We start from the raw sequence: 21,810 nt of genomic DNA on the forward strand, positions 1-21,810 counted from the left end.
GACATCACGAATGATACTACTTATAGAATCTTTTCTTGCTCCCGAGATATATTCGAGCAAGTTTTCTCCAGCAGTATCTCCAAAAGCTGAAGCGATAACATCTCGCGCAAACTCCCTTCCATCGACAAGCATGGTTTCCCCTGCTTTCATCATCGTATGGAATTCCTTGCCTATCGAGAACTGGTCTTCACGAGGAACCTCATTCACCAACATAAATGCGCGACTAATGCGCTTTACCTCTGCTTCGGTGAGGTTCTTCAATACGTCAGAAGCAATATCACGCCCAAGAGTGAGGAGGGTAAGTGCCGCCTTCTCCGTTGCGCTGTAACGTCTTGAGGTATTCATTGCTGTTGCCATTTGTAGTCTTCTCTTGTAGCTATCGTCACTTTAGATGATTATTTAAAGGGTGATGGTCGCGGGATTTCCGCAAAACTACTATTTTTTATTGCTGTCACGACAACCTATTGAAAACAGGGCTTTTTATGCAGGCAATGATTCTTGCTGCAGGGATTGGGTCACGACTGGGACACCTAACCCACGACCGACCGAAGTGCCTGATTGAAATCTCTGGGAAAAGTGTCCTTGAATGGAACATCCTGAAGCTCAAAAAAGCAGGGATTTCTCGAATTGTCATCAACCTCCATCATCATGGCCAACTGGTAGAGGATTACCTGAAAGAACATGGGGATTTTGGTTCAAACATCTTTCTTTCATATGAAACTGATCTGCTCAATACGGGCGGGGGAATCAAACATGCAGAGTCATACTTTATCGAGACTGAACCAATTGTAATCGTCAATGCAGATATTCTCTCGTCGGTAGATATTCTTGCTGCACGAGAGTTTTATGACACTCAAAATGCCGCAGGAATATTGGTAACCAGAAAACCAGAAGATGAGAGAGTGCTTTTATTTCACATTGATAGTGCTCAACTCTATGGCTGGAAAAACTCAGATTCTCAGACATTGATAGATCCTGTTGCTGCGGTAGATCAAGACAAGCTGATAGCGAGAGGATTTTGTGGGATCCAAATCATTTCTCGAAGTATTCTCAGGTTTTTTGCGTCGGCTGAAGAAAAAGAATCCTCTATAACAGGATATCTGAGAGCTTCAACAAATGGTCAAAAAGTCCTAGAATATGAAGCTGATGAAGAACTCTGGTTCGATATTGGCACTCCTGAACAACTTGCCTTATGTCAGCAACATTTTTCAACAGATGCATTCCTGAAAGGTATAGGGTCATGAAGCAGGAACAGAAGAACACTCACTGCTTCTTGCTAACGGCTATCCTGCTGTTCTCCTTTGTGATGGGACTGGCCAAGGAGACACATGCATTACCATCAACTGAGATTCAACAACCTCATGTCCGAGCACAGCTTTTATCAGAACATGAGACACTATCCCCAGGCGTATCAGAGATGTTTGCTCTTCGGCTCATACCCGAGCCTTCTTGGCATCTCTATTGGAAGTATTCTGGAGACTCTGGTGCGTCTCCCCTCCTTACTTGGCTCATTAATGGGCAATCCGTCGATAAGGATGTAACTTGGCCCCTTCCTGAACGCATTCAGGTAGGCAGCTTCGTTAATTATGGATATCGAGATGAAGTGCTTTTGCTGGTAGAACTTCCCATTCCTCAAGATGCTCGCGGTGAGGTGACTATTGGTCTCGATGCTGAATGGCTCGTCTGTCAAGAAGAATGTATTCCCGGAAATGGGATATTTTCTCTATCTCTGCCCGTCTCAACTGATAAACAGATTATCCCATCAAAGGATGCTCCACTATTTGAGAAATTTCTAAGACGAGTTCCTACTGACGGTTCTGATCTGTCTCTTCATCTCTCACCGGTGAACACCTCTTCTTTAAGGCTTACTCTCTCTGAACCATCTGAATTGACTGAATCTCTCATATTTATCCCAGGTGGAGAAGGTGTCATTCAGAACAACGCTCCTCAGCTATTGACGAGAACTGATTCAACAGCCGAACTCATTCTTCAGCGACCAAAGGTTGAGCCCTTCTCTTCCGTATTTCATGGAATTATCCTCAAGACACCACCTTTTCAGGATGGTTCGATGGGCAAGAGTATTTCTCTTCAATATCCGATAGCTGACGCAGGGTCGGCGCTCGGTGACACCAATTCAACTCAAAAAGATACACAATATTTCGTTCTTATTCTCATGAGCGCATTTATTGGTGGACTCATCCTAAACCTTATGCCGTGCGTCTTCCCTGTGCTAGCAATCAAAATTTTAGGTTTTGTGAATAAAGCTGGCAAAAAGCACAGCAGTATCAGAGCACATGGCTTAGCATTTGGACTAGGAGTGCTCATATCATTTTGGGTCTTAGCAGTGCTTATTCGAGGAATTCGACATGCAGGTGAAGCTCTTGGATGGGGCTTTCAACTACAAAACCCCTCATTTGTGGCTCTTCTTGTCTTACTCATGGTTGCAGTAGCCCTTAACCTATTTGGAGTTTTTGAGTTTGGAGCTTCGTTACAACGAATCTCGAGTCAAGTTGATAGCGCAGATGATGAACGATATCTCTCTTCCTTTCTTAGTGGGATTCTCGCAACACTGCTAGCTACCCCCTGTACTGCGCCTTTTATGGGCAGCGCGATCGCATATGGTATTCAAGTTGATCTCATCCGATCACTCCTCGTCTTCTCATGCTTAGGACTTGGTTTGGCCACGCCATACGTTTTGCTTTCTCTTCGACCCAATCTGCTTGCCGTTCTACCAAAGCCTGGAGAATGGATGATTACCTTTAAACAGTTAATGGCTTTTCCCATTCTTCTCACTGCCCTATGGCTGCTCTGGGTTTTTGAGCAGCAGAGCTCACCAGAAGCTCTTCTATGGCTACTCTTGGCCAGTATTCTACTGGCATTTTCACTGTGGATGTATGGAAGATTCTTTCCAGTAACTGCATCCAGACATAAACAGCGAGTTGGTATCCTCCTGCTGGTCATTCTCATAAGTATCAGTGGATTTATTGGCTTGCCACAGAGCGAGATCAGAGAAAACGAGACCTCTTCTTCGCTCTTCAGTCAGTATGAAGCGACTAGAGATTCATATGGCTTACGGTGGATAACATATACGGAAGAGCTTATGGCGAGTCTTCGCTATGCTGAGACACCTGTTTATGTTGATTTTACTGCTGCTTGGTGTGTTACGTGTCAGGTAAACAAGCGGCTCATTTTTGGCTCAAAGCCAATACGAGACCTTTTCCAAAAAAAGGGGGTGATACTCGTAAAAGCAGATTGGACGACAGAAGATCCTGTCATAACGAGAGCTCTGGAGATGTTTGACAGATTAGGAGTCCCACTCAATGTTCTGTATCTTCCAGGTGACTGGGATAATCCTGTTGTATTGCCAGTTGTCCTAACACGGGGCGTAGTCATCGAACAGCTCAATAAGCTGCCAGACAAGGATTCCTGATCAAAACCAGATAAATTCATGATTCCGTTAATACCTGGACTGGTAGAAAGTCGGTATACTCGCTAGTCTATAAGTAAATAGATCTTTGTTTCGTTAGGATGTTACCTATGCGTAGATTCGTACTTACCGTGTTCTTTCTTACCGTATTCTTTCTCTCTTCAATACTCTCTTTCGCTTCTGCTACACAAGCTGAGGTTCAGATCGGAGCTTCTGCCCCCCAATTCACAGCCTCTGATGTGCATGGCGTAAATCAGAGTCTCGATCAGTATAAAGGGAAAATCATAGTTCTCGAGTGGACCAATCCTGAATGCCCCTATGTAGTCAAGCATTATCAAACAGGAAATATGCAACAACTTCAAAAAAAATATGTCGGTCTTGGAGTCGTATGGCTGACCATCAACTCATCTGGTGAAAACAAACAAGGAAATCTCAGTACTGAAGAAGCAAAAAACTATCTTTCAGAAAAGGCTGCCGTGCCTACCGCATACCTCTTCGATCCATCGGGTACCATCGGGAAATCATATGGGGCAAAGACCACCCCTCACATGTTTATTATTAACTCAGCTGGAACCGTTGCATACGCGGGTGCGATTGATGATAACAGTTCTAGTCGGCACTCCTCTGTTGAGAATGCAAGAAATTTCGTTGCCGAAGCTCTTGATGCTTTGCTTGCAGATCAGCCTGTTCAAACAGCATCGACTAAAGCCTATGGCTGTTCTGTAAAGTACTCGAGTTAAATACGCTCTGGGGCGGGGCTTACCTAACAAATCAGCAAAGAAGCATGCTTTACCGATGAATAGAGCCAATATTCTCATGCAGCTTAGATTGAAAGAGCCCGTTGTGCTTCGAGAATTCATACGCTCTGCTTTTCAGCATGAACCCTTACGATGTGAGCACATCTTAGCAGTAGCAGATAGAGCGGTTCAGGTATGCGATACGTTATTAAACCATAGACATGTAAACTGCTGTCTAAAAGAGACTGAATGTGCGGCTCTGTTACATGATATTGGATATTTACCTGAGATAAGCACCCTTTTAGAGCAAGCCACTGAGTATCATCCCACAGGTTGGCATCCAGTCGATGGAGCGAATTTTTTAAGATACCGGGGAGAACATCGACTCGCCACCTTGATTGAAGGACATGGGCATTCACCTGAAGTCTCTAAACTCAGAGGACTTGCTCCTATTACAGTCTCCAATGATATTGTAGCAATGATTATTACCTACTGTGATGTACAGACGGATCCAAATGGAATCCCAGTGAGTTATATGGAGCGTCTTAACGAGATAGGTCAAAGAAAAGGGCTTGAGAGTCAAGAATACAAGGCTCATCTCTTGGCCAGAAATCGTATAGAGACAATTATCAGCAAGATTGATCAGCTCTTAGCCGTCCCCATCCTCACGGCAACATGAATGGCTCAAGGTATTCTTAGCTCCAACAGGCTTTTTACTCTCTTTCTACTAATTTGATCCTGTTGGTGATGACTGATTTACTGATATTCTCTTGTAATGAGCCGACTGCTGAATCGCTTTCCATTGAACCGTCTTCCAAAACGACTGAAAAATACGCTGCTCTTGCGTATATTTGGTATGGTACAGGTTCCAATGATTGGATACCTGGCTCCAAAAGTCATCGAACTCAATGAACATCGATGTGAAATTCTCATTCCTCTTCGTCGTCGCTCTCGGAACCATTTGTCCAGTATGTACTTTGGAGCGCTCTGCGTAGGGGCTGATTGTGCCGGGGGTCTTATCGCCTTTGAAGAGGCTGCGCGAAGCGAAATACCGGTCAGCATTGTCTTTAAATCAATACGAGGTGATTTTCTGAAGCGTCCAGAGGCTGACGTACATTTTGTCTGTGAGGATGGAAAGAAAACCCGGACTCTAATTGAGTTGGCAGTGGCAAGTGGCGAAAGAAAGGAGCAAGCAGTAGAAATCCTTGCGTACACAACCAATCCCAACAAGGAAATTGTTGCTCGATTTGAGCTGATGCTGTCAGTAAAAGCGCGAAAAAAGTCCTAGCCCGGATCAAGAAGAACGGTTGATCGAGAGATTCCCAAGTCCTTCCACGGGGATGAACTCAGCAAAATATCGTTAGCAACTCCTCATTTTCAGAATGATCAATTTCGATGGCTAGCCCAGCTACCTATCGTTCAATTACTCCTTCACTTTTAAGACTCTCTCGAATCTGTTCAAGCGATCGAGCAATCTCCTTCTCTTCATTTTGGATGGCAATTTCCACAGGATCATATCCTGAAGGGGCCAGCACTTCATTCTCATCACTACGCAGTGAATCTCTCGCAAAGGAATCATCCCATTCAAGGGCGACATCAGCATGAGCAGCTGCCTCTAGGGAAAGAGCAACTTTTCGATCACACTGCTCATTGATATTTACCTGACCTTCACTCATATAATTCGCCACAAAGCCTCCTTCAGTTATTAGAGAACTATGAGAATTATTAGGATTTTGTTAGGGCTTCGTCAAGGTGAAAGATCATACGGGGCAAGCACCCATGCTATGAATATAACCCATTGAAAAAACACTAGATATGGGCTCTTTACCCTATACAGAGATATCCCAAAGGATTGCGGCTCCAAAGAAGCCTCTCATCCTCCGAATCCATCCCCTGTACAGAAGGCTACCCGATAAGATTCTTAAGCACCGTACACAGAATCCCCCCATCACGTACATATTGTACCTCCATGGGGGTATCAATCCGACTCTTTACCGTGAAGGAATGCTCACTACCATCAGTCCGAGTAGCACGCACAGAAATCTCCTCTCCAGGCTCTGATGAATCCGATATCTCAATGGTAAAAGCCTCACTTCCATCAAGACCCAGAGATGCAGCACTATCACCATCAAGAAATTGCAGCGGGATAATCCCCATCCCAATTAAGTTACTCCGGTGGATTCTCTCATAGCTTTCTGCAATTACCGCTTTGACTCCTTGAAGATATGGTCCCTTTGCAGCCCAATCACGAGATGATCCTGACCCATACTCTTTACCCGCAAGAATAATCAGTGGCGTACCATCTTTACGATACATTTCAGCTACTTCAAAAAAACTTGCCTGGGTCTTTGTAGGGAAATGTATTGAAACGTTCCCTTCAGATCCTGGAACCAGTCGATTCTTTATACGGATATTTGCAAAAGTGCCGCGCACCATTACCCTATCATTCCCTCTTCGAGAGCCATAACTATTAAAGTCTACTGGCTGAACCCCTTCTTCCGTCAGGTACTGCGCTGCGGGAGAATCCTTCGCGATATTCCCAGCAGGTGAAATATGGTCAGTAGTTACTGAATCCCCGAATAATCCAAGCACTCGAGCTTTCTGTACGGGACGGATATGACCTACATCGCGAGTCACTTCATCAAAGAAAGGCGGGCTTTGCACATAAGTCGAGCTTGCTTGCCATTCATAGAGTTCACCACCACTCGTCTTGATTGACTGCCACGCTTCAGAGCCCTTGAAGACCTCCCCATAACGCTCTCGAAACATATCGACGGTAATGAATGATCTCACGGCCTGCTCGATCTCATGGTTTGTTGGCCAGATATCTTTTAGGAAAACTTCTTTCCCCTCCTTATCGGTCCCGATCGGCTCACTTGTTAAATCTCGGTTCGTATTTCCTGCCAGAGCAAATGCAACTACTAAGGGTGGAGAAGCAAGAAAGTTGGTCTGAGTCAAAGGATGTACTCGTCCTTCAAAATTTCTATTCCCAGAGAGCACCGCCGACACTACAAGATCATTTTCTCTGATAGCAGCCTCAATCTCACTTTTCAACGGACCAGAATTTCCTATACATGTAGTGCAACCATATCCCACCGTCTGAAAGCCTAGTGCATCCAATGATGTGTTTAATCCGGACTTCTCTAGATACTCTGTTACCACTCGAGAGCCGGGAGCGAGTGAAGTTTTTACATATGGCGGCACACGCAACCCCTTTTCCAGTGCCTTCTTGGCGACAAGTCCAGCAGCCAACATAACCGAGGGATTGCTCGTATTCGTACACGAAGTAATTGCAGCAATCACAACCGCTCCGGTTTCAAGCTTGCATTCCTCTGAATCGAGAGTCAGCGGTATCGACTTTGTAAACTCGGCTTCCTCTTTACCAAGACCCATTGGCCCAACAGGATTAGTAATCATTGTTGGGTATGATTTTTTTAATCTGGCGAGAGCGACTCTATCTTGAGGGCGCTTTGGACCAGCAACTGCTGGTTCTATCGTAGAGAGATCAAGTTCTAGCACCTCCGTAAACTCAGGATCGGGGGTATCTTCAGTTCGAAAGAGACCCTGCTCCTTATAATACCGCTCTGTCAGCTGAACAAGCTTTTCAGGACGACCAGTAGCTCGCATGTAATCCAAAGTCACATCATCTACTGGAGAAAAACTCACGGTAGAGCCTTGCTCTGGAGCCATATTTCCAAGCGTTGCCCGATCGGCAATAGTCATATGTGACAAACTCGGTCCAAAGAATTCAACAAACTTCCCAACAACCCCTAGCTCACGACACATCTCGGTAACTCGAAGTACGAGGTCTGTAGCCGTGATGCCTTCAGGCAGGTCACCCGTAAGCTTCACGCCTACAACATCGGGAATAAGCATAACAATCGGCTGATTGAGCATTACCGCTTCTGCCTCGATACCGCCTACTCCCCATGCGACTACTCCAAGACCATTGACCATTGGGGTATGGCTGTCTGTTCCAACACACGAATCTGGATAAACAACACGGGTATCTTCGTTAAAATACGCAACCTCAGAAAGATATTCTAGGTTCACCTGATGGACGATTCCAGTTGATGGAGGTACGACTCGAAAGTTCTTGAAAGCTTCTTGCCCCCACTTCAGAAATTCATATCGCTCTTTGTTTCGAGAAAACTCAAGTGCTTCATTCCTCACCAGTGCATCATTACTTCCAGAGTAATCAACCTGAACACTATGATCGATTACGAGATCACAACGAACTAATGGATTAATCTTTTGTGGATCACCACCTAGCCTCTTAATCGCATCACGCATAGCAGCAAGATCAACAACTGCTGGGACTCCTGTAAAATCTTGAAGCACTACCCGCGCCGGCTTGTACGGGATTTCATCTCGTCCCACCGCCTTCGGCTCCCATCCGGCTAATGCCTTGAGATGCTCCTCGGTGAAGGAGAATCCATCCTGATTCCGTAATACAGACTCGAGTAAGACACGAATACTGAAAGGAAGTCGCGACATACTTCCAAAACCAGCATCTTCTAAAGCACGAAGACGGTAAAAATTTACATCCCCGTACTCTCCACCTACCAAGGGAGCAAGAGCTCCAAAAGGATTGTGCTCTGACATAATCACTCCTCAAAACGATAAATAAGTCGCTTCTTCACTCACAGATCTAGCAATTTCCGCCTACTCCGCCAATAATGATAGTGTTGAAGGGGAAAACGTTATGAAATCAACATACGACACGACGATACTAACACAAGTACCTGGAGCTCAGGTAGCTATTCTTCAATCAGAATGGTATGCAGAATATACCGACGTGTGCATAGCGCACTGTAGGGCTATTCTCGATCAGGCAGGTGCCGCAGCTCCTCATTGCCATAGACTCCCTGGAGCGTTAGAGCTTCCCTTTGCAGCCCGGCATGTCTCGCGCTCTACTCCCACGTTAGAAGCTATCATTGTTTTTGGAATAGTCTTACGTGGCGAGACACAACATTTTGATATGATCCTGGACATGATCAGTCGTGGCTTTGAACGTGTTATGTTCGAAGAAGATATACCCATTATTGTTGAAGTACTCCCTGTTGAGACGATTGAGCAAGCGAAAGCTCGTTGCGCAGATGACGACTCAAATAAAGGAAGAGAGGCTGCTCTGGCCGCACTCAAAATGATTCACTGGAAGAGGGCACTTTCCTCAACGGATGGCTCCAGATAATCAGGCGTATTCTCTGGTCTTCATCGATATAGCAAGTATCCTTTCTGCTTGCTTTTCAACTTCGCCAGTAAACTTCGCTACATATTCACTAGGCTGTCCACGCAAATTGTTCAAAAACTCTCTGGTCTCTGCAGTATGTTGCTCTTCAGGAAGACGCCAAAAGTCCATAAACCTATCGAGCAGCTCTTGTTTCAGATCTGTGGAGCCGTCTAAGAACGAACCAGTAAGAATACTCTCTGATTCTGGCAAATTGACAACATAATCAGCCAATCCTATGGCCACAGGCTCTATCAATCTTCGAGAGCCCTTACGGCTTCTTGCATCATTACTCATATCAGAAGGAATATAGCCACGCGCTAAAATCGGTGTCGAACCACCTCCACCACGAAACTCTTGTTCAATAGCCTCTCTGGATTGTTTGCTGTCTTCAATCATCTACATCACCATTGTCGAATGAATTTTTATCTCGTTGATTTTTACTTCTTTAATGAATGGACACAAGCTGACTTCGCCCCCACTACAGCTGTTATGAAAAAAAAATCTTCCAATGTCTCAATTTATCTCTATTCTCTAACAAAGTTACCGAGAAGCAACATGACTAAAAAATTATCCCATAAATCAAGGGATATACGGCGGCAAGCTCGATATTTATGCGACAACTCTGAAATTTAGTTCATAATGGAAATGAGCTACGAATTGGGGCAAACGAAGGTTTTACACTTTTTTTTGGGGGAAAGACCATGTCATCTATTCGTCTTCTTTTTAGCATCGCTCTTGCTGCTTGTATTTTTGTTCTACCGCAACCATCAAATGCCGAGATAACAAGAGAAATTACACAAAATCGCCAATCCACCAAACCAGTTGATGACGCTCTAACTTGCTTAGCGGACTCACAGTTTGATGAGGTACTCGAAATCCATCAATACGACTCACTCCCTCTCTTTCTCTTGAACCTTGCAAGATTTAGTCCCCAGGACACACTCTGTAATGGTTTTAACAACTTTACCTTTTATAACTATGTCACGTTGTTACATAGTGTATTTAGGACGACATCAGATGTAGGACTTACCGTCTGTTCAAGCGAAGCCACTCGTCCTTGCATAGCAGGATAGCAACTTCCTATCGTGACGGGCTACGGATGGCACCGATCAGGGGGATTACGGCACATCTTGTATCCCCGTCACGCTCTTTTGCCTTTCCCGTATTGGCAGATTAAAACTGCCGTTCTAGAAGCTGGAAATCGTGGCAAGATTCCTTTCGTACCTCCCAGTACGTAGGGACTGAGCGATCAAAGGAAAGATCCATTACTTTCTTCCCGATTAATCGTAAGAGTATTCCCAACGGAACCGCCATCAAACACCACGTAAGTGCAACAAAGAGAAGGGACATAACCATCCCAAGAGCATTTGCAAATGCCATCCATCCAGACCATAGAGGATAAAGAACCTTCGGAGCATATGAACCAAGAGACACAATAACTATCGTCGCAAGGAGGAGGCTGAGAGCAGTCTCAACTCTTTCCACCGAAAGCTGATAAGCAGCTATCGAAGCAAAAATAGCTCCAAATAGACATCCAAATTCCTTCACGTGTTGACGCTTTGGTTTGCCATAATATTTCACGTCTAACGGCGAAGCCTTTTGAGACTCGCCCCTATTATGACCAGCAACTACATGCAGCTGGACATTTTTCGTCTGTGTTGTTTCGTAAAAGTGTTTCACCTGTTGCAACTCAGATCTCCTCTAGTCTAACTCGTATTTGTCTCGCCAATTGTCCGTCTCGGTCCAGGTCGGTTGTTCTTCCTTCAATAACAGATAGTCTCCTACGACAAGACAATCCATTTCAGTTCTCATGAAACAGGTGTAGGCATCCGATGGCGTACCTACGATTGGTTCCCCCCGGACGTTAAAGCTCGTATTCACAAGAACTCCACATCCCGTCTTCTCCCGAAAACTCGTGAGAAGAGCATGAAACCGAGGGTTCGTTTCTGATGTCACAGTCTGAACCCGAGCGGAATAATCAACATGAGTAACAGCAGGTATATCAGACCTTGGAACCTTAAGCTTCTGTATGCCGAAAAGTTTTTCTTGCTCCTCTGTCATCTGCTTACGACGCTCCTTGCGCACGGGCGCAACAAGCAGCATATAAGGCGACTCGGCCTCCAGTTCGAAGTACTTACCAACTTCCTCTTTCAGTACTGCTGGTGCAAATGGTCTGAATGATTCTCGATACTTAATCTTTAAGTTCATCTTGGTCTGCATCTCAGTAGAACGAGCATCCCCAATGATACTCCGCCCTCCGAGTGCCCTTGGACCAAACTCCATCCGTCCCTGAAACCAACCGATGACCTTTTCATTTGCTAACAGGTCTGAGGTCTTATCCATGAGCTCATCTTCAGATAGCCTGACGTACTTCGCTCCTAGCGCTGCCAGTTCCTGCTCAATCTCGTCATTCGAGAATGACGGCCCGATGTAGCTGCCTTTTTGAAAGTCTGTCTTTCCATCAGCCACTCGAGGATTACCAAGGTACCCATACCAAACGCAGAGAGCTGCTCCTAAAGCCCCACCAGCATCACCTGCTGCTGGCTGAATCCATATATTCTTAAACGGACCCTCACGCAGTACACGACCATTTCCTACACAGTTCAGTGCCACTCCTCCCGCAAGAACCGCATTATCAAGCCCTGTCTCCTTGTGCAGATATCGCGCCTGCCGAAGCATGGTCTCTTCTACTACGTCCTGAATTGAGCGAGCTAAATCCATCTCGCGCTGTGTAAGTGGTGTTTCTGGTTTTCTTCTTGGACCTCCAAACAACTCACCAAAATCATCATTGGTCATCGTGAGTCCAGACATATAATTGAAGTATTTTAAGTTCAGATGGAAGGAGCCATCTTCTTTCAGATCAATCAGGTGATCATAAATCTGTTGCACATACTTCGGTTCTCCATACGGAGCGAGTCCCATAACTTTGTATTCACCTGAATTCACCTTGAACCCGGTGTAATACGTAAACGCTGAATAGAGGAGACCAAGGGAATGAGGAAACTTAATGTCTTTGGTAATCTGAAAAGTGTTTCCCTTCCCCACACCCAGACTATTAGTCGTCCATTCTCCAACGCCATCAATGGTGAGAATAGCTGCCTCTTGAAAAGGAGACGGATAAAATGCGCTCCCAGCGTGACTCTGATGGTGCTCGGTAAAAAGAATTTCTCCCTCATACTCAAGCTCGTTTTTTATCGTATCTGGAATCCAGAGTTTCTGCTTTAACCAGAGCGGTAACGCCTGAGCATAGGAGGTAAAGCCTTTTGGAGCAGTTGTGAGATACGTCTCTAGTAACCGCTCGAACTTTAATACAGGTTTATCGTAAAAAACTACAAAATCGAGGTCCTCGACTTTGATGGCCGCTTCGCGCAAACAATACTCAGCAGCATGACGTGGAAACTCAAAATCATGCTTCTTTCGGGTAAAGCGTTCCTCTTGAGCCGCAGCTATAATCTCGCCGTCTTGTATGAGAGCTGCCGCACTATCATGATAAAATGCTGAAATACCTAGAATATTCATAACTTCTTCCGCTTACGTTACTGTCAGATACTGAGTCCTCTTCTCACTCGAATGCATCATAAGGGTACCCGAAACACATATAAAAAGGGAATAAGATGACTTCAATAGACCGAGAAAATATCACGAAGCTTATCAGAGGTGCCAATCAATCCCCTGTTTCGCAAACTCAAAACACCCTGCAAACCCCAAAATCAGTGGCTTTATCGGAAAATACCGATGAAACAGGTGTGATTCTCAATACAAGAACCCGACTCTCTCCTGAGCAAGCTGATAGTCTTGCTCACGAGCTCCAACATCAGCTTACCCACCAAAGCACTCCCCTTGATACTCTCAGTCCCATGCTCAATGAGGAGCGGGTAAAAGCACTCCTGTCGTCTGATGATGAATAAGTCTTGTCTTCTGACCTATCCACAGTAACATCAAGGCATGTTTCCACGCCCTAGTAAGGGGAACTCAATCCCCTCTTATGCCGAGCTCATTCATCAGAACGCCATATTGGGGTGTGGTACTTGGTCAGGATGGGAACAGATTACGTTCCGTTCTCAACCTGAGCTGATTTGGTATCACTCATCGGTTCAGGACATACTGTTCAATTCAGTGCTCCATTCGGATATGACGCTAGACAGCTTTAGGAGAAACCTTGAAACTGTCAGTGATTACTGTAACAAGGCAAACTGCTCTATCGCATGGCTTGTTTCAAATCCTGCAATCCTGACGAATACGCATCGAGCACTATTTGAAGAATATTCTTTCCAAGAAAAATCGGGTACAACAGGAATGTATCTTCAGCTGGCCGAGCCTGACACACAGCTCATAGTCGCGCCGAAGGAGTCTGAAGACAACTCACAAGAACAGATAGAGATTGTTTGTGACAACAGCACACTGCGTGAATGGACAGAGACTCTCATCCGTAGCTATCACTTTCCTGTCACATTAATAGAATCGTGGTATCAGCTCCATGAAGCGATCGGCTATCGGAGTGCCGATTCCGCTAAAAATGCAAAGAGCCAGATAGCCGACTCCCTGTGGGAACACTATATACTTCGAAGTGGCAATGATGTCGTTGCCACTGGTTCAATTCTTTGTGGACAGGGAGAACATCAGTCGAGCTTCGCTAATCTTGCTGTATTACCCGAACGGCGCGGAGGTGGATACGGCTCTCGACTTGCCCGGTTTTGTCTATCAAAACTCAGAGAATACGGCTATGCAACCGTTACTCTGTATGCATCACAAGATGCATATAATCTCTATACTCGGCTCGGCTTTTCAACGAGCTACCGAAATACTTTCTTTATTCGCTAGCATGGCCATACACTATCATTAGTACGGTACTGATGGCTGACTTTTTGAAGACTCAGAGAAAAACTCTTCATTGATACCGGCTTCTTTCAGCTGAGAAGAAAGCTGTATATCTAATGCTAGCAGTCGCGCGAGCACTGCTCTCATCAGTCGACTCGCTCCAAAACGAAAATGTTCAGAGCAAAGAACACTTTGTCCTAAAATCTGTTGATGAAGCCGCATAAAGCGCAAAGCGGTTTCCACATCTCCGATACCACCTGAGTACTTGATGCCAGGAACATGTCCAAGCAACTCTTGATAACTCGTATGATCACGAAAGTGCTTTGCGACATGACACATCGTAGCAGCAGCCATGAGACTGGCTCCTGCTCCACCTCCCTTACCCGTAGAAGTCTTCACCATGTCTGAACCAGCTGCATAGCAAATTGTGGCTAGCCGTGCGATGTGTTCAACAGCGCTTGTATAATTCGTGTCATGGGCAAGTTCAATCTCATCACTCTGAATAATTGTTTTCAGATATGCATTCTTCTCTTCGCACTGCGCCTTAACCGCACTGACAAACTCAATCAAATTATCTTCAGAATCTCCCGCAAGATATCGATTTAAGGGGAAAACAAGATCGATTTCATTCACCCCCTGCTCTAGTCGAATTCCTACTTCACACAAAACGCTCTCTATCGGAGCATGTCCAAGAGGAAAGTTAACAACGGTAGAAACTCTGACGACAGATTCTTGAAGCACTTCGACCGCACTACCACAAGCATCTCCAGGAACACACAACCCACCAAGAGGAGGCAATAGGGGAACATTCTCCTGCAGGTATCGAACCTTTTCCGCAATTCTCCCGACATTCCGGCGATTATCGGTAGGATTAAGTGTCGTTAAATCAGTTAACGAGAAGATTTGCTTCAGCTCATCTCCCATAACCGCTTCACTTTCCTCAAATGGGACTGTGCTAACCTTTTCGGCTATCTCTAGTACAACTCTTGGATCTACGTCACATACTGGATAAGAGATTCGTATCGCCATCAAGCCTCCTCAAATTCCTCAGTTTCTATCGTCTTACTGATATACAGAAGGTGAAGACATCGTAGAGACCTCATCTGAAATTTCATTTTGATTCTTCATAGACGCAGCAGTATTCGGTTTAATGCCATCAGCATACTTGTGATCTTTTAAGGGAGTCTTCACTCGGGTCAACTTTTCAACATTTGTAGTCCTCACCCGTTGAATCTCCCAAAGCTTTGCATACTTTAAGAACGTATAGACCGCCTCTAAGACGGCCTGAATGAATCCATGACGCCCTTCTCGAAACCCTTGTTTGATAACAAAAAATTTAAAAAAGCGAAAAATCGGTCTCACCACCATATTTCCTATCCCCGAGCGAATTCCCTGTTGATGCATTGCAAGTGCCGACTGGGTGGAAAATCTATTTTGGGTGTCGACAAAATCAGAAATGGTCTCGGAGGTATAGTGATTGATAAAGCCTGGTAGTCTTCGAACCGTTCCAGATACGAGAGCTTTTTCATGCGGATTCATTCCGCCCCATGTCGTCTTCTCTCTTTGAAAAAATCGCATCCGATATTCAGGATGCCATCCACCCTTATCCCACCATCGATTGAGATAATAGACGACTCTACAAAGAAAATAGCCATCTGCTACTGACTTTCCTGCATGGTCATCCTCGAGAATTCGAATGATATGCCCCTTCAACTCGGCTGAAAGCTCTTCATCAGCATCCAGATTCAAAACCCATTTATGCCTACATCGCTCAAGAGAAAATTGTTTTTGTTCACGGTGCCCTGGCCAATCACGAGATATAACTCGAGTTCGAGGAAACTGTTTCACAACTTCAAGAGTCTGATCGGTAGAGCCGCTATCAACCACCAGAATCTCATCAGCAAACCGCACCGAATCAAGACAACGACCGATATTATCTTCCTCATTCTTACAAATTACAAAAGCGGATACCTTCGATCGAAATGGCGTACTCTCAGAAGCATTCTCCAAGAGAGAAGCTGCGACTTCAGCTGGTCTCACTCGTGAGGCCGGCGAGCGAATCACAAGTGAGGACTTGAAAGGCGCCCATCGGCCCGGATGCATTGATAGAACCTCAGGATACAGAGCTATACCTTCTGCACCCACCGCTCCCGCAATATGGGTTATGCCCGTGGATGGACCAACATACTTTTCGCACCTTTGTAAGATACCAGCAGCGAGCTTGAGATCAGACACTCGCATAATTCGTATTCGCTCTGATTTTGGAAAGCACTCCCTTATTTTGTGCTCCACCTTTACCTCAGCAGGTCCTACTACACAGACGATATCCTTATCTGAACGTTCGAGCATCTGCGCTGCAAGTTGTCCCCACGACTGAATAGGCCATGCATGCGCTGAGACTGAAACTCCTGGGAAGAAACAGTAATATGGCCTAGGAAGTTCAGGATAACGAATCTCACGAAAGTCATCCAAAGACACTGCTTCTCGCAAGCGGGTATTGTGAAGCCGAACATCAAGGAGAGATATGAGTTGCCAGTTGTACTCTGCTTCGTTTCTCAGTGCCTGAGAACGTCGAATGTACGCAGTGCGATTATGAAAAAGTCGAAACCAGCGTGCCGAATTTCCTATTCTTAATGGTATACCTGCTTCCGCATACCGCCTAGCAGTTGCGAGTTTTGCCATCAGATCAACAACCGCATCAAATTCATACGGTTCTAATGCTTCATCCCACCCAAGTACACCATCGATAAAGCGCATATTCTCAACAAGCGGTCGAGTGTAGTCGGCTACATGCATGAATACCTGTAGCTCCGGGCAGTAGGTTTTCAACTGCTTCGCTCCATGCAAAGCAAGTAGGACATCCCCAATCTTATCTGGTCTTGATATGAGTACCCGCATAGTGCCTGCCATCCTCTGCCGGAGAGTATATGACGAGAGCACTCTAAAGGCTAATAATTCGGCATTGAAAGAGGTACAAAAATCGCGAAGGATCGCTCTTTAGGCTCCCGTTGAGCCTTGAGCACTGCTTGCGCGCTTCTCTGAACGTGAAATGGCCCCTACACTAGACTCGCTCTCCCCGAGAGAAGAAATTTGTCGGATCTGGGTCTCATGAGTCGCAGCCGCAGACTCTGTTTCCGTATTTTCAAATACTTTGTTTTCAAGAGCCCATGCGTATGCTTTTTGTAAACCCTTCTCCAGAGTATATGCAGGCTGCCAGCCAAGCTCCTTTATCCGAGTGACATCGAGCACTTTTCGAAGAGTACCATCTGGCTTGGATGTATCACACGTAATCTCACCCTCAAAACCAACAACTTTCTTTAGAAGGTGCGCAAGCTCTAAAATACTACAGTCTTCACCTGTACCGACATTGATTGTCTCAGCCTGTTCATACTTCTCCATCACGGTGCATAAAGCTTCGGCAAGATCATCAACGTAGAGAAACTCCCGTCTTGGACTCCCAGTTCCCCAGATGACTACCTCTTTTTTGCCGCTTTGCTTCGCCTCATGAAATCTTCGCATCATTCCAGGGATAACATGCGAGTGTTCCGGATGAAAATTATCCCCAGGTCCATACAGATTTGTTGGCATTGCAGAGATAAAACACTTTCCATACTGCTCCATGTATTTTTCACAAAGCTTCAATCCCGCTATCTTTGCTAGGGCATAACCCTCATTAGTAGGCTCAAGAGGGCCACTCAGAAGTGATTCTTCTCGTATCGGCTGTGGTGATAGCTTCGGATAAATACAGGAGCTACCGAGAAAAAGAAGTTTCTTTACTTTATACTGAGCAGCTGCATGGATTACATTTGCAGCGATCATTATATTTTCATAGAGAAAATCAGCTTGATACTGTTGGTTGAAAAGAATTCCACCGACTTTTGCGGCTGCAATCATACAGTAATCAATATCATATTCGTAAAAAAACTGCTGAACAGCAGACTGATCTCGCAGATCGAGCTCTTCGCGATCGCGCAACAACAGATTCTGGTATCCTTTTTTCTTTAAGTTACGAACGAGGGCAGATCCCACAAGCCCTTTATGACCCGCAATAAATATCTTACTCTCTTTCTCCACTTCTACTCTCCCAATTCAGCTTGTCTTGTCCAAGAGTACAGTTCTTCAGTCAATTGCCGTCACCTGCGTGGGCTTCACGCCCATTGCTGGCTGATTCCAATCATCTCTTCTTTAGAAGCCAAAAAGACTTGTATGGATTCAAAGAATTATCAGGAAAAATCATCTGAAATCAGCTGATTACCGTCTAATCGCTTTTCATCTCAACTCAATCTCATAGAGAGCTTGCTTCAACTCGTCGCATCAATTCGGATACATGATTCTATGCTTGAGAAGGCCCCGTTATCCCTGCTACAAGATGAGATGATGGCATCAGACAGCAACAATGAGAGCGCACAGTGGGGAAAGCAGTCGTCCTCTCTGAGAGATAAAAAATTCTTAGCGGGCCCACGCTCACGAACACAAGAACTGTTCAGGGTTATTGGTATCGCTTTAGAACTCCTCCAGGGTTTTCGAACATTTCACTTCCTTGGACCTTGCGTGACGGTATTTGGATCGGCTCGTTTTACTGAGGAGCATCCCTTTTATCAGCAAGCAAGAGCACTCGCTTCAGAGCTTGCCTCCTTCGATCTGACTATAATGACTGGCGGTGGACCAGGAGTTATGGAGGCAGCGAATCGTGGAGCGAGAGAATTTGGGGGCGTCTCGATTGGATGTAATATCAAACTCCCAAAGGAACAGGAGCCGAATCCCTATCTCGATTATTGGGTTGAGTTCGAGCATTTCTTTGTGAGGAAGGTCATGCTTTTGAAATACTCTTGTGCCTTCGTTGCATTTCCGGGCGGATTTGGAACACTTGATGAAGTATTTGAGACTGCAACTCTCATTCAGACGAGGAAAATCACCAATTTTCCGCTGATTCTCTTTGGTTCTGATTATTGGAAACCACTTCAATCATTTATAGAGGATACTCTTCTTCAAAGTGGCGCAATAAGCCCAGAGGATACAAATATTCTTCACGTATCTGATTCGGTAACGGAGGTATCCAGCCTCATCCGTGAATGGGCCAGCCCGTCAATACAAGATTATGCCCGGCGGAAAACAATCCGAAGGTGGTGGTTATTTGAGCGATGAATGTATGGCTACCTCAATTGATATATTCGTAAGAGGAGTTTCTCTGTCTCGGCTTAAATCCAGCCTCCCGAATGGCTTGTTGTAACTCTTCTGGGCTCAATGCCCACTTACTCTGGGTTAATGCACCCGCACGAGAAACAACATTTTCCTCCATCATCGTACTGCCGAAGTCATCACATCCAAAGTGAAGTGCAATCTTGCCAATCTCAACTCCAAGTGTTGGCCAACTTGCAGCATGATGGGGGATATTATCAAGAAAAACTCTAGCGATAGCCACGTTCCTTAAATACTGCAACGAATCAGCTCCATACCGTTCTCGGTGTCGGCTCCTTCCCATAGAAGTATTTTCATTATGTTGCAGGGGCCAAGAGATAAATGCATTAAATCCCGCATGCCCACTCCGCTGTGACTGATCTTGCAACTGTCGTAATCGATGAAGATGCTCTATCCGTTGCTCAACAGACTCTCCGAAACCAATGACCATGGTTGCAGTAGTAGTGAGGTCTAATTCTTGCGCTATACCCATAACTTCCAGCCAGATATCCGCACTGATCTTCTTTGGACTCACTCGTTTTCGAACTGATTCAACAAGGAGTTCTGCTCCGCCACCAGGAAGTCCCTTCATTCCAGCATCCTTCAACTCGGTGAGAATATCTTGGTAGGGCTTCCCTGATACAAGATGCATTTGATGTATCTCGCTTGGCGAGAATGCATTTAACTCAATTGGGTACGTTTCTGTGAGCCAACGTATCAAATCAAGGTAAAAATCATAAGAAAGATCATCATTATGTCCGCCTTGAAGAAGGATTCGAGTTGCCCCAAGCTCTAACGCCTCTCGTACTTTCTCCCCAATTTGCCTTTTGTTGAGAACATAGCTTTCTGGATGGGCAGATGAAGGACGATAAAATCCACAGAAAGAACAGTCACTATTACAGACATTGGTGTAGTTAATATTACGGTCTATGAGATAGGTGACACTATCGCCGAGAACCGTTGATTGGCGCCTCGCATGAGCAAGCGTACCAAGATCCGCCAGGGGTGTTTGCTGATAAAGAGCTCGAGCCTCTTCAATCGAATATCGGTAAATTCCTGCTGAGCTTTGATTTTGCATATTTTCCTGTACCCGACGAGTCTTCATGCCACTCTCCCCTTGCATCTTCATTCTCGTCAGGTTTTTTTCTTCACCCTTTGGGCTTTTCTTATGAAACTTGCTAGCCTATCTCTCGTCAGAGAGCAGTCGACGTCTAGAGGCTAAAGATCGCATAGTCTGATGAAAATGCAATCACTAAAGGAAATTTTGTGACAAAACAAAAAATTACCATTTATCACTCACCAGATGCTGATGATGCGTTCATGTTCTATGGACTTACTTCAGGAATCGTTCAGAATGCAGAGTTTGAATTTGACCATGACCTTTCTGATATTGAAAGCCTCAATCAAAAGGCAATACGCGGAGAAATTGACGTTACTGCTGTATCAGTGCATGCATTCGCATATCTGAAAAATCAATATGCAATTCTTTCATGTGGCGCTTCCATGGGAGGAAAAGATTATGGACCCCGCGTGGTTACGAAATCACAAAGGGATATCGCACTGGAAGATATTAAAACGGTTGCAATTCCAGGCAAGTTTACCTCTGCGGCTTTGTCACTCCAGTTAGCACTTCGCGAAAGAGGCCTGGAGCCAGAAATGAAGGTATATGATTTTAAGGCTGTCGGCGACGCGGTAATCAATGAAGAGGTAGATGCAGGAGTCATCATTCATGAAGGACAACTAACCTATGGCGAACAGGGGCTTTCACTGCTCCTAGACCTTGGGAAGTGGTGGTTTGACAAGACACATTTACCGCTGCCCTTAGGCATTAACATTGCTCGAAAGTCTCTTGGCATTCCAGCTATGGAAGCTTCAGTAAGCGCTTTACATGAAAGTATCTCTTATTCGCTAGCCCATAGAAGTGAGGCTCTGGCCTATGCTATGAAGTATGCAAGGGGAATTTCCTTAGATGATGCTGATACGTTTGTTGGCATGTATGTCAATGACCTTACCCTTGATTTAGGCTCCGAGGGCGAAAAATCAATCGCGCTCTTCTTACAACAAGCAGCGGATGCGGGGCTCATTCCTGAACTTCCGCAGCTAGATTTTATAAGAGCGTAATTTGTCTTCTTTGTTGCCTCTGTGTGTCTTCTTGGATTCTTGAGTTCGTAATCTCGCGCGCCTCAACGAAATGATGCACAACAAAAGAAGAGGAATCAAAAAGACGTTGGGGAACAAGCAAATCTTGCTCGACGAGAAAACCCTGCAAAAAAACCCTGATCGAAGAGAACATAATCGGAAAAACATTGGTCGGGCTGAGCGGATTTGAACCGCCGACCTCTCCCACCCCAAGGGAACGCGCTACCAGTCTGCGCCACAGCCCGAGTCTCTAAAAAGCACTGTTATCACACCGCTGC

General features: G+C 45.3%; 21 protein-coding genes and 1 tRNA gene. 11 read left to right on the forward strand and 11 right to left on the reverse strand.

Annotation, left to right across the window (positions count from 1 at the left end; genetic code table 11):
* The coding region (locus EBR25_07265; protein ID NBW40788.1) for a hypothetical protein at positions 1-357 on the reverse strand (357 nt) is incomplete at its 3' end.
* 125 nt (positions 358-482) lie between these two features.
* Here EBR25_07265 and EBR25_07270 point away from each other — a divergent pair.
* From EBR25_07270 to EBR25_07290, 5 genes are all read left to right on the forward strand, one after another.
* Positions 483-1,244, forward strand: coding sequence for a nucleotidyltransferase family protein (locus EBR25_07270; GenBank protein ID NBW40789.1), 762 nt, complete (start codon positions 483-485; stop codon positions 1,242-1,244).
* Positions 1,193-3,430, forward strand: coding sequence for a hypothetical protein (locus EBR25_07275; protein ID NBW40790.1), 2,238 nt, complete (start codon positions 1,193-1,195; stop codon positions 3,428-3,430). The genes EBR25_07270 and EBR25_07275 overlap by 52 nt, the downstream gene beginning before the upstream one ends.
* Before the next feature lie 107 nt (positions 3,431-3,537).
* Entirely contained in the window at positions 3,538-4,167 is a 630-nt protein-coding gene (locus EBR25_07280) for a thioredoxin family protein (GenBank protein NBW40791.1), read from the forward strand.
* Positions 4,168-4,222: 55 nt separating this feature from the next.
* The gene (locus EBR25_07285; GenBank protein ID NBW40792.1) at positions 4,223-4,843 is read left to right on the forward strand and encodes an HD domain-containing protein; all 621 of its coding nucleotides are present in this window, start codon (positions 4,223-4,225) and stop codon (positions 4,841-4,843) included.
* Positions 4,844-5,020: 177 nt separating this feature from the next.
* Complete coding sequence (locus tag EBR25_07290) at positions 5,021-5,452, forward strand: DUF4442 domain-containing protein (GenBank protein NBW40793.1); 432 nt, start codon at positions 5,021-5,023, stop codon at positions 5,450-5,452.
* 124 nt (positions 5,453-5,576) lie between these two features.
* On the opposite strand, the gene EBR25_07295 is transcribed toward EBR25_07290, so the two are convergent.
* Together EBR25_07295 and acnA are read right to left on the reverse strand one after the other, a co-directional pair.
* On the reverse strand, positions 5,577-5,840 hold the full coding sequence (locus EBR25_07295) for a hypothetical protein (GenBank protein ID NBW40794.1): 264 nt from the start codon (positions 5,838-5,840) through the stop codon (positions 5,577-5,579).
* A gap of 229 nt (positions 5,841-6,069) precedes the next feature.
* Entirely contained in the window at positions 6,070-8,769 is a 2,700-nt protein-coding gene (gene acnA, locus EBR25_07300; GenBank protein ID NBW40795.1) for an aconitate hydratase AcnA, read from the reverse strand.
* Between the two features lie 100 nt (positions 8,770-8,869).
* Between acnA and ribH the strand changes: the two genes are divergently transcribed.
* Positions 8,870-9,358 carry a 6,7-dimethyl-8-ribityllumazine synthase gene (gene ribH, locus EBR25_07305; protein ID NBW40796.1) on the forward strand — a complete coding sequence of 163 codons (489 nt, stop codon included), beginning with the start codon at positions 8,870-8,872 and terminating at the stop codon, positions 9,356-9,358.
* Here the strand turns inward: ribH and EBR25_07310 are convergent, their stop codons facing one another.
* Positions 9,359-9,793: a hypothetical protein gene (locus EBR25_07310; GenBank protein ID NBW40797.1), complete on the reverse strand. Its 435-nt coding sequence runs from the start codon at positions 9,791-9,793 to the stop codon at positions 9,359-9,361. It abuts the gene before it with no gap.
* Positions 9,794-10,098: 305 nt separating this feature from the next.
* On the opposite strand from EBR25_07310, the gene EBR25_07315 reads away from it, so the two are divergent.
* Positions 10,099-10,470 (forward strand): hypothetical protein, encoded by a 372-nt coding sequence (locus EBR25_07315; protein ID NBW40798.1) that lies wholly within the window; start codon positions 10,099-10,101, stop codon positions 10,468-10,470.
* Between the two features lie 100 nt (positions 10,471-10,570).
* On the opposite strand, the gene EBR25_07320 is transcribed toward EBR25_07315, so the two are convergent.
* A complete protein-coding gene (locus EBR25_07320; GenBank protein ID NBW40799.1) occupies positions 10,571-11,086 on the reverse strand; it encodes a hypothetical protein in 516 nt (171 codons plus the stop codon).
* A gap of 12 nt (positions 11,087-11,098) precedes the next feature.
* Positions 11,099-12,916, reverse strand: a complete 1,818-nt coding sequence (locus tag EBR25_07325) for a hypothetical protein (GenBank protein NBW40800.1) — start codon at positions 12,914-12,916, stop codon at positions 11,099-11,101.
* 95 nt (positions 12,917-13,011) lie between these two features.
* Here EBR25_07325 and EBR25_07330 point away from each other — a divergent pair, with 95 nt between their 5' ends.
* Positions 13,012-13,305 carry a hypothetical protein gene (locus EBR25_07330; GenBank protein NBW40801.1) on the forward strand — a complete coding sequence of 98 codons (294 nt, stop codon included), beginning with the start codon at positions 13,012-13,014 and terminating at the stop codon, positions 13,303-13,305.
* A gap of 37 nt (positions 13,306-13,342) precedes the next feature.
* Positions 13,343-14,218 carry an N-acetyltransferase gene (locus EBR25_07335; protein NBW40802.1) on the forward strand — a complete coding sequence of 292 codons (876 nt, stop codon included), beginning with the start codon at positions 13,343-13,345 and terminating at the stop codon, positions 14,216-14,218.
* A gap of 18 nt (positions 14,219-14,236) precedes the next feature.
* On the opposite strand, the gene EBR25_07340 is transcribed toward EBR25_07335, so the two are convergent.
* The 3 genes from EBR25_07340 to EBR25_07350 all read right to left on the reverse strand — a co-directional run bounded on the left by EBR25_07340 (position 14,237) and on the right by EBR25_07350 (position 18,289).
* The gene (locus EBR25_07340; GenBank protein ID NBW40803.1) at positions 14,237-15,244 is read right to left on the reverse strand and encodes a hypothetical protein; all 1,008 of its coding nucleotides are present in this window, start codon (positions 15,242-15,244) and stop codon (positions 14,237-14,239) included.
* Positions 15,245-15,277: 33 nt separating this feature from the next.
* Complete coding sequence (locus EBR25_07345; protein ID NBW40804.1) at positions 15,278-17,125, reverse strand: glycosyltransferase; 1,848 nt, start codon at positions 17,123-17,125, stop codon at positions 15,278-15,280.
* 87 nt (positions 17,126-17,212) lie between these two features.
* Complete coding sequence (locus EBR25_07350; GenBank protein ID NBW40805.1) at positions 17,213-18,289, reverse strand: GDP-L-fucose synthase; 1,077 nt, start codon at positions 18,287-18,289, stop codon at positions 17,213-17,215.
* 303 nt (positions 18,290-18,592) lie between these two features.
* Between EBR25_07350 and EBR25_07355 the strand changes: the two genes are divergently transcribed.
* The gene (locus tag EBR25_07355; GenBank protein ID NBW40806.1) at positions 18,593-19,360 is read left to right on the forward strand and encodes a TIGR00730 family Rossman fold protein; all 768 of its coding nucleotides are present in this window, start codon (positions 18,593-18,595) and stop codon (positions 19,358-19,360) included.
* A gap of 13 nt (positions 19,361-19,373) precedes the next feature.
* Here EBR25_07355 and EBR25_07360 read toward each other — a convergent pair whose 3' ends face one another.
* Entirely contained in the window at positions 19,374-20,498 is a 1,125-nt protein-coding gene (locus tag EBR25_07360) for a CofH family radical SAM protein (protein NBW40807.1), read from the reverse strand.
* A 215-nt stretch (positions 20,499-20,713) separates the two neighbouring features.
* Here EBR25_07360 and EBR25_07365 point away from each other — a divergent pair, with 215 nt between their 5' ends.
* Positions 20,714-21,514, forward strand: coding sequence for an ABC transporter substrate-binding protein (locus tag EBR25_07365; GenBank protein NBW40808.1), 801 nt, complete (start codon positions 20,714-20,716; stop codon positions 21,512-21,514).
* Positions 21,515-21,700: 186 nt separating this feature from the next.
* Here the strand turns inward: EBR25_07365 and EBR25_07370 are convergent.
* Positions 21,701-21,777 (reverse strand) — tRNA-Pro (locus EBR25_07370).
* Positions 21,778-21,810 lie beyond the last annotated feature (33 nt).

The organism is bacterium (assembly GCA_009926305.1).
Lineage (GTDB): Bacteria > Bdellovibrionota_C > UBA2361 > UBA2361 > RFPC01 > RFPC01.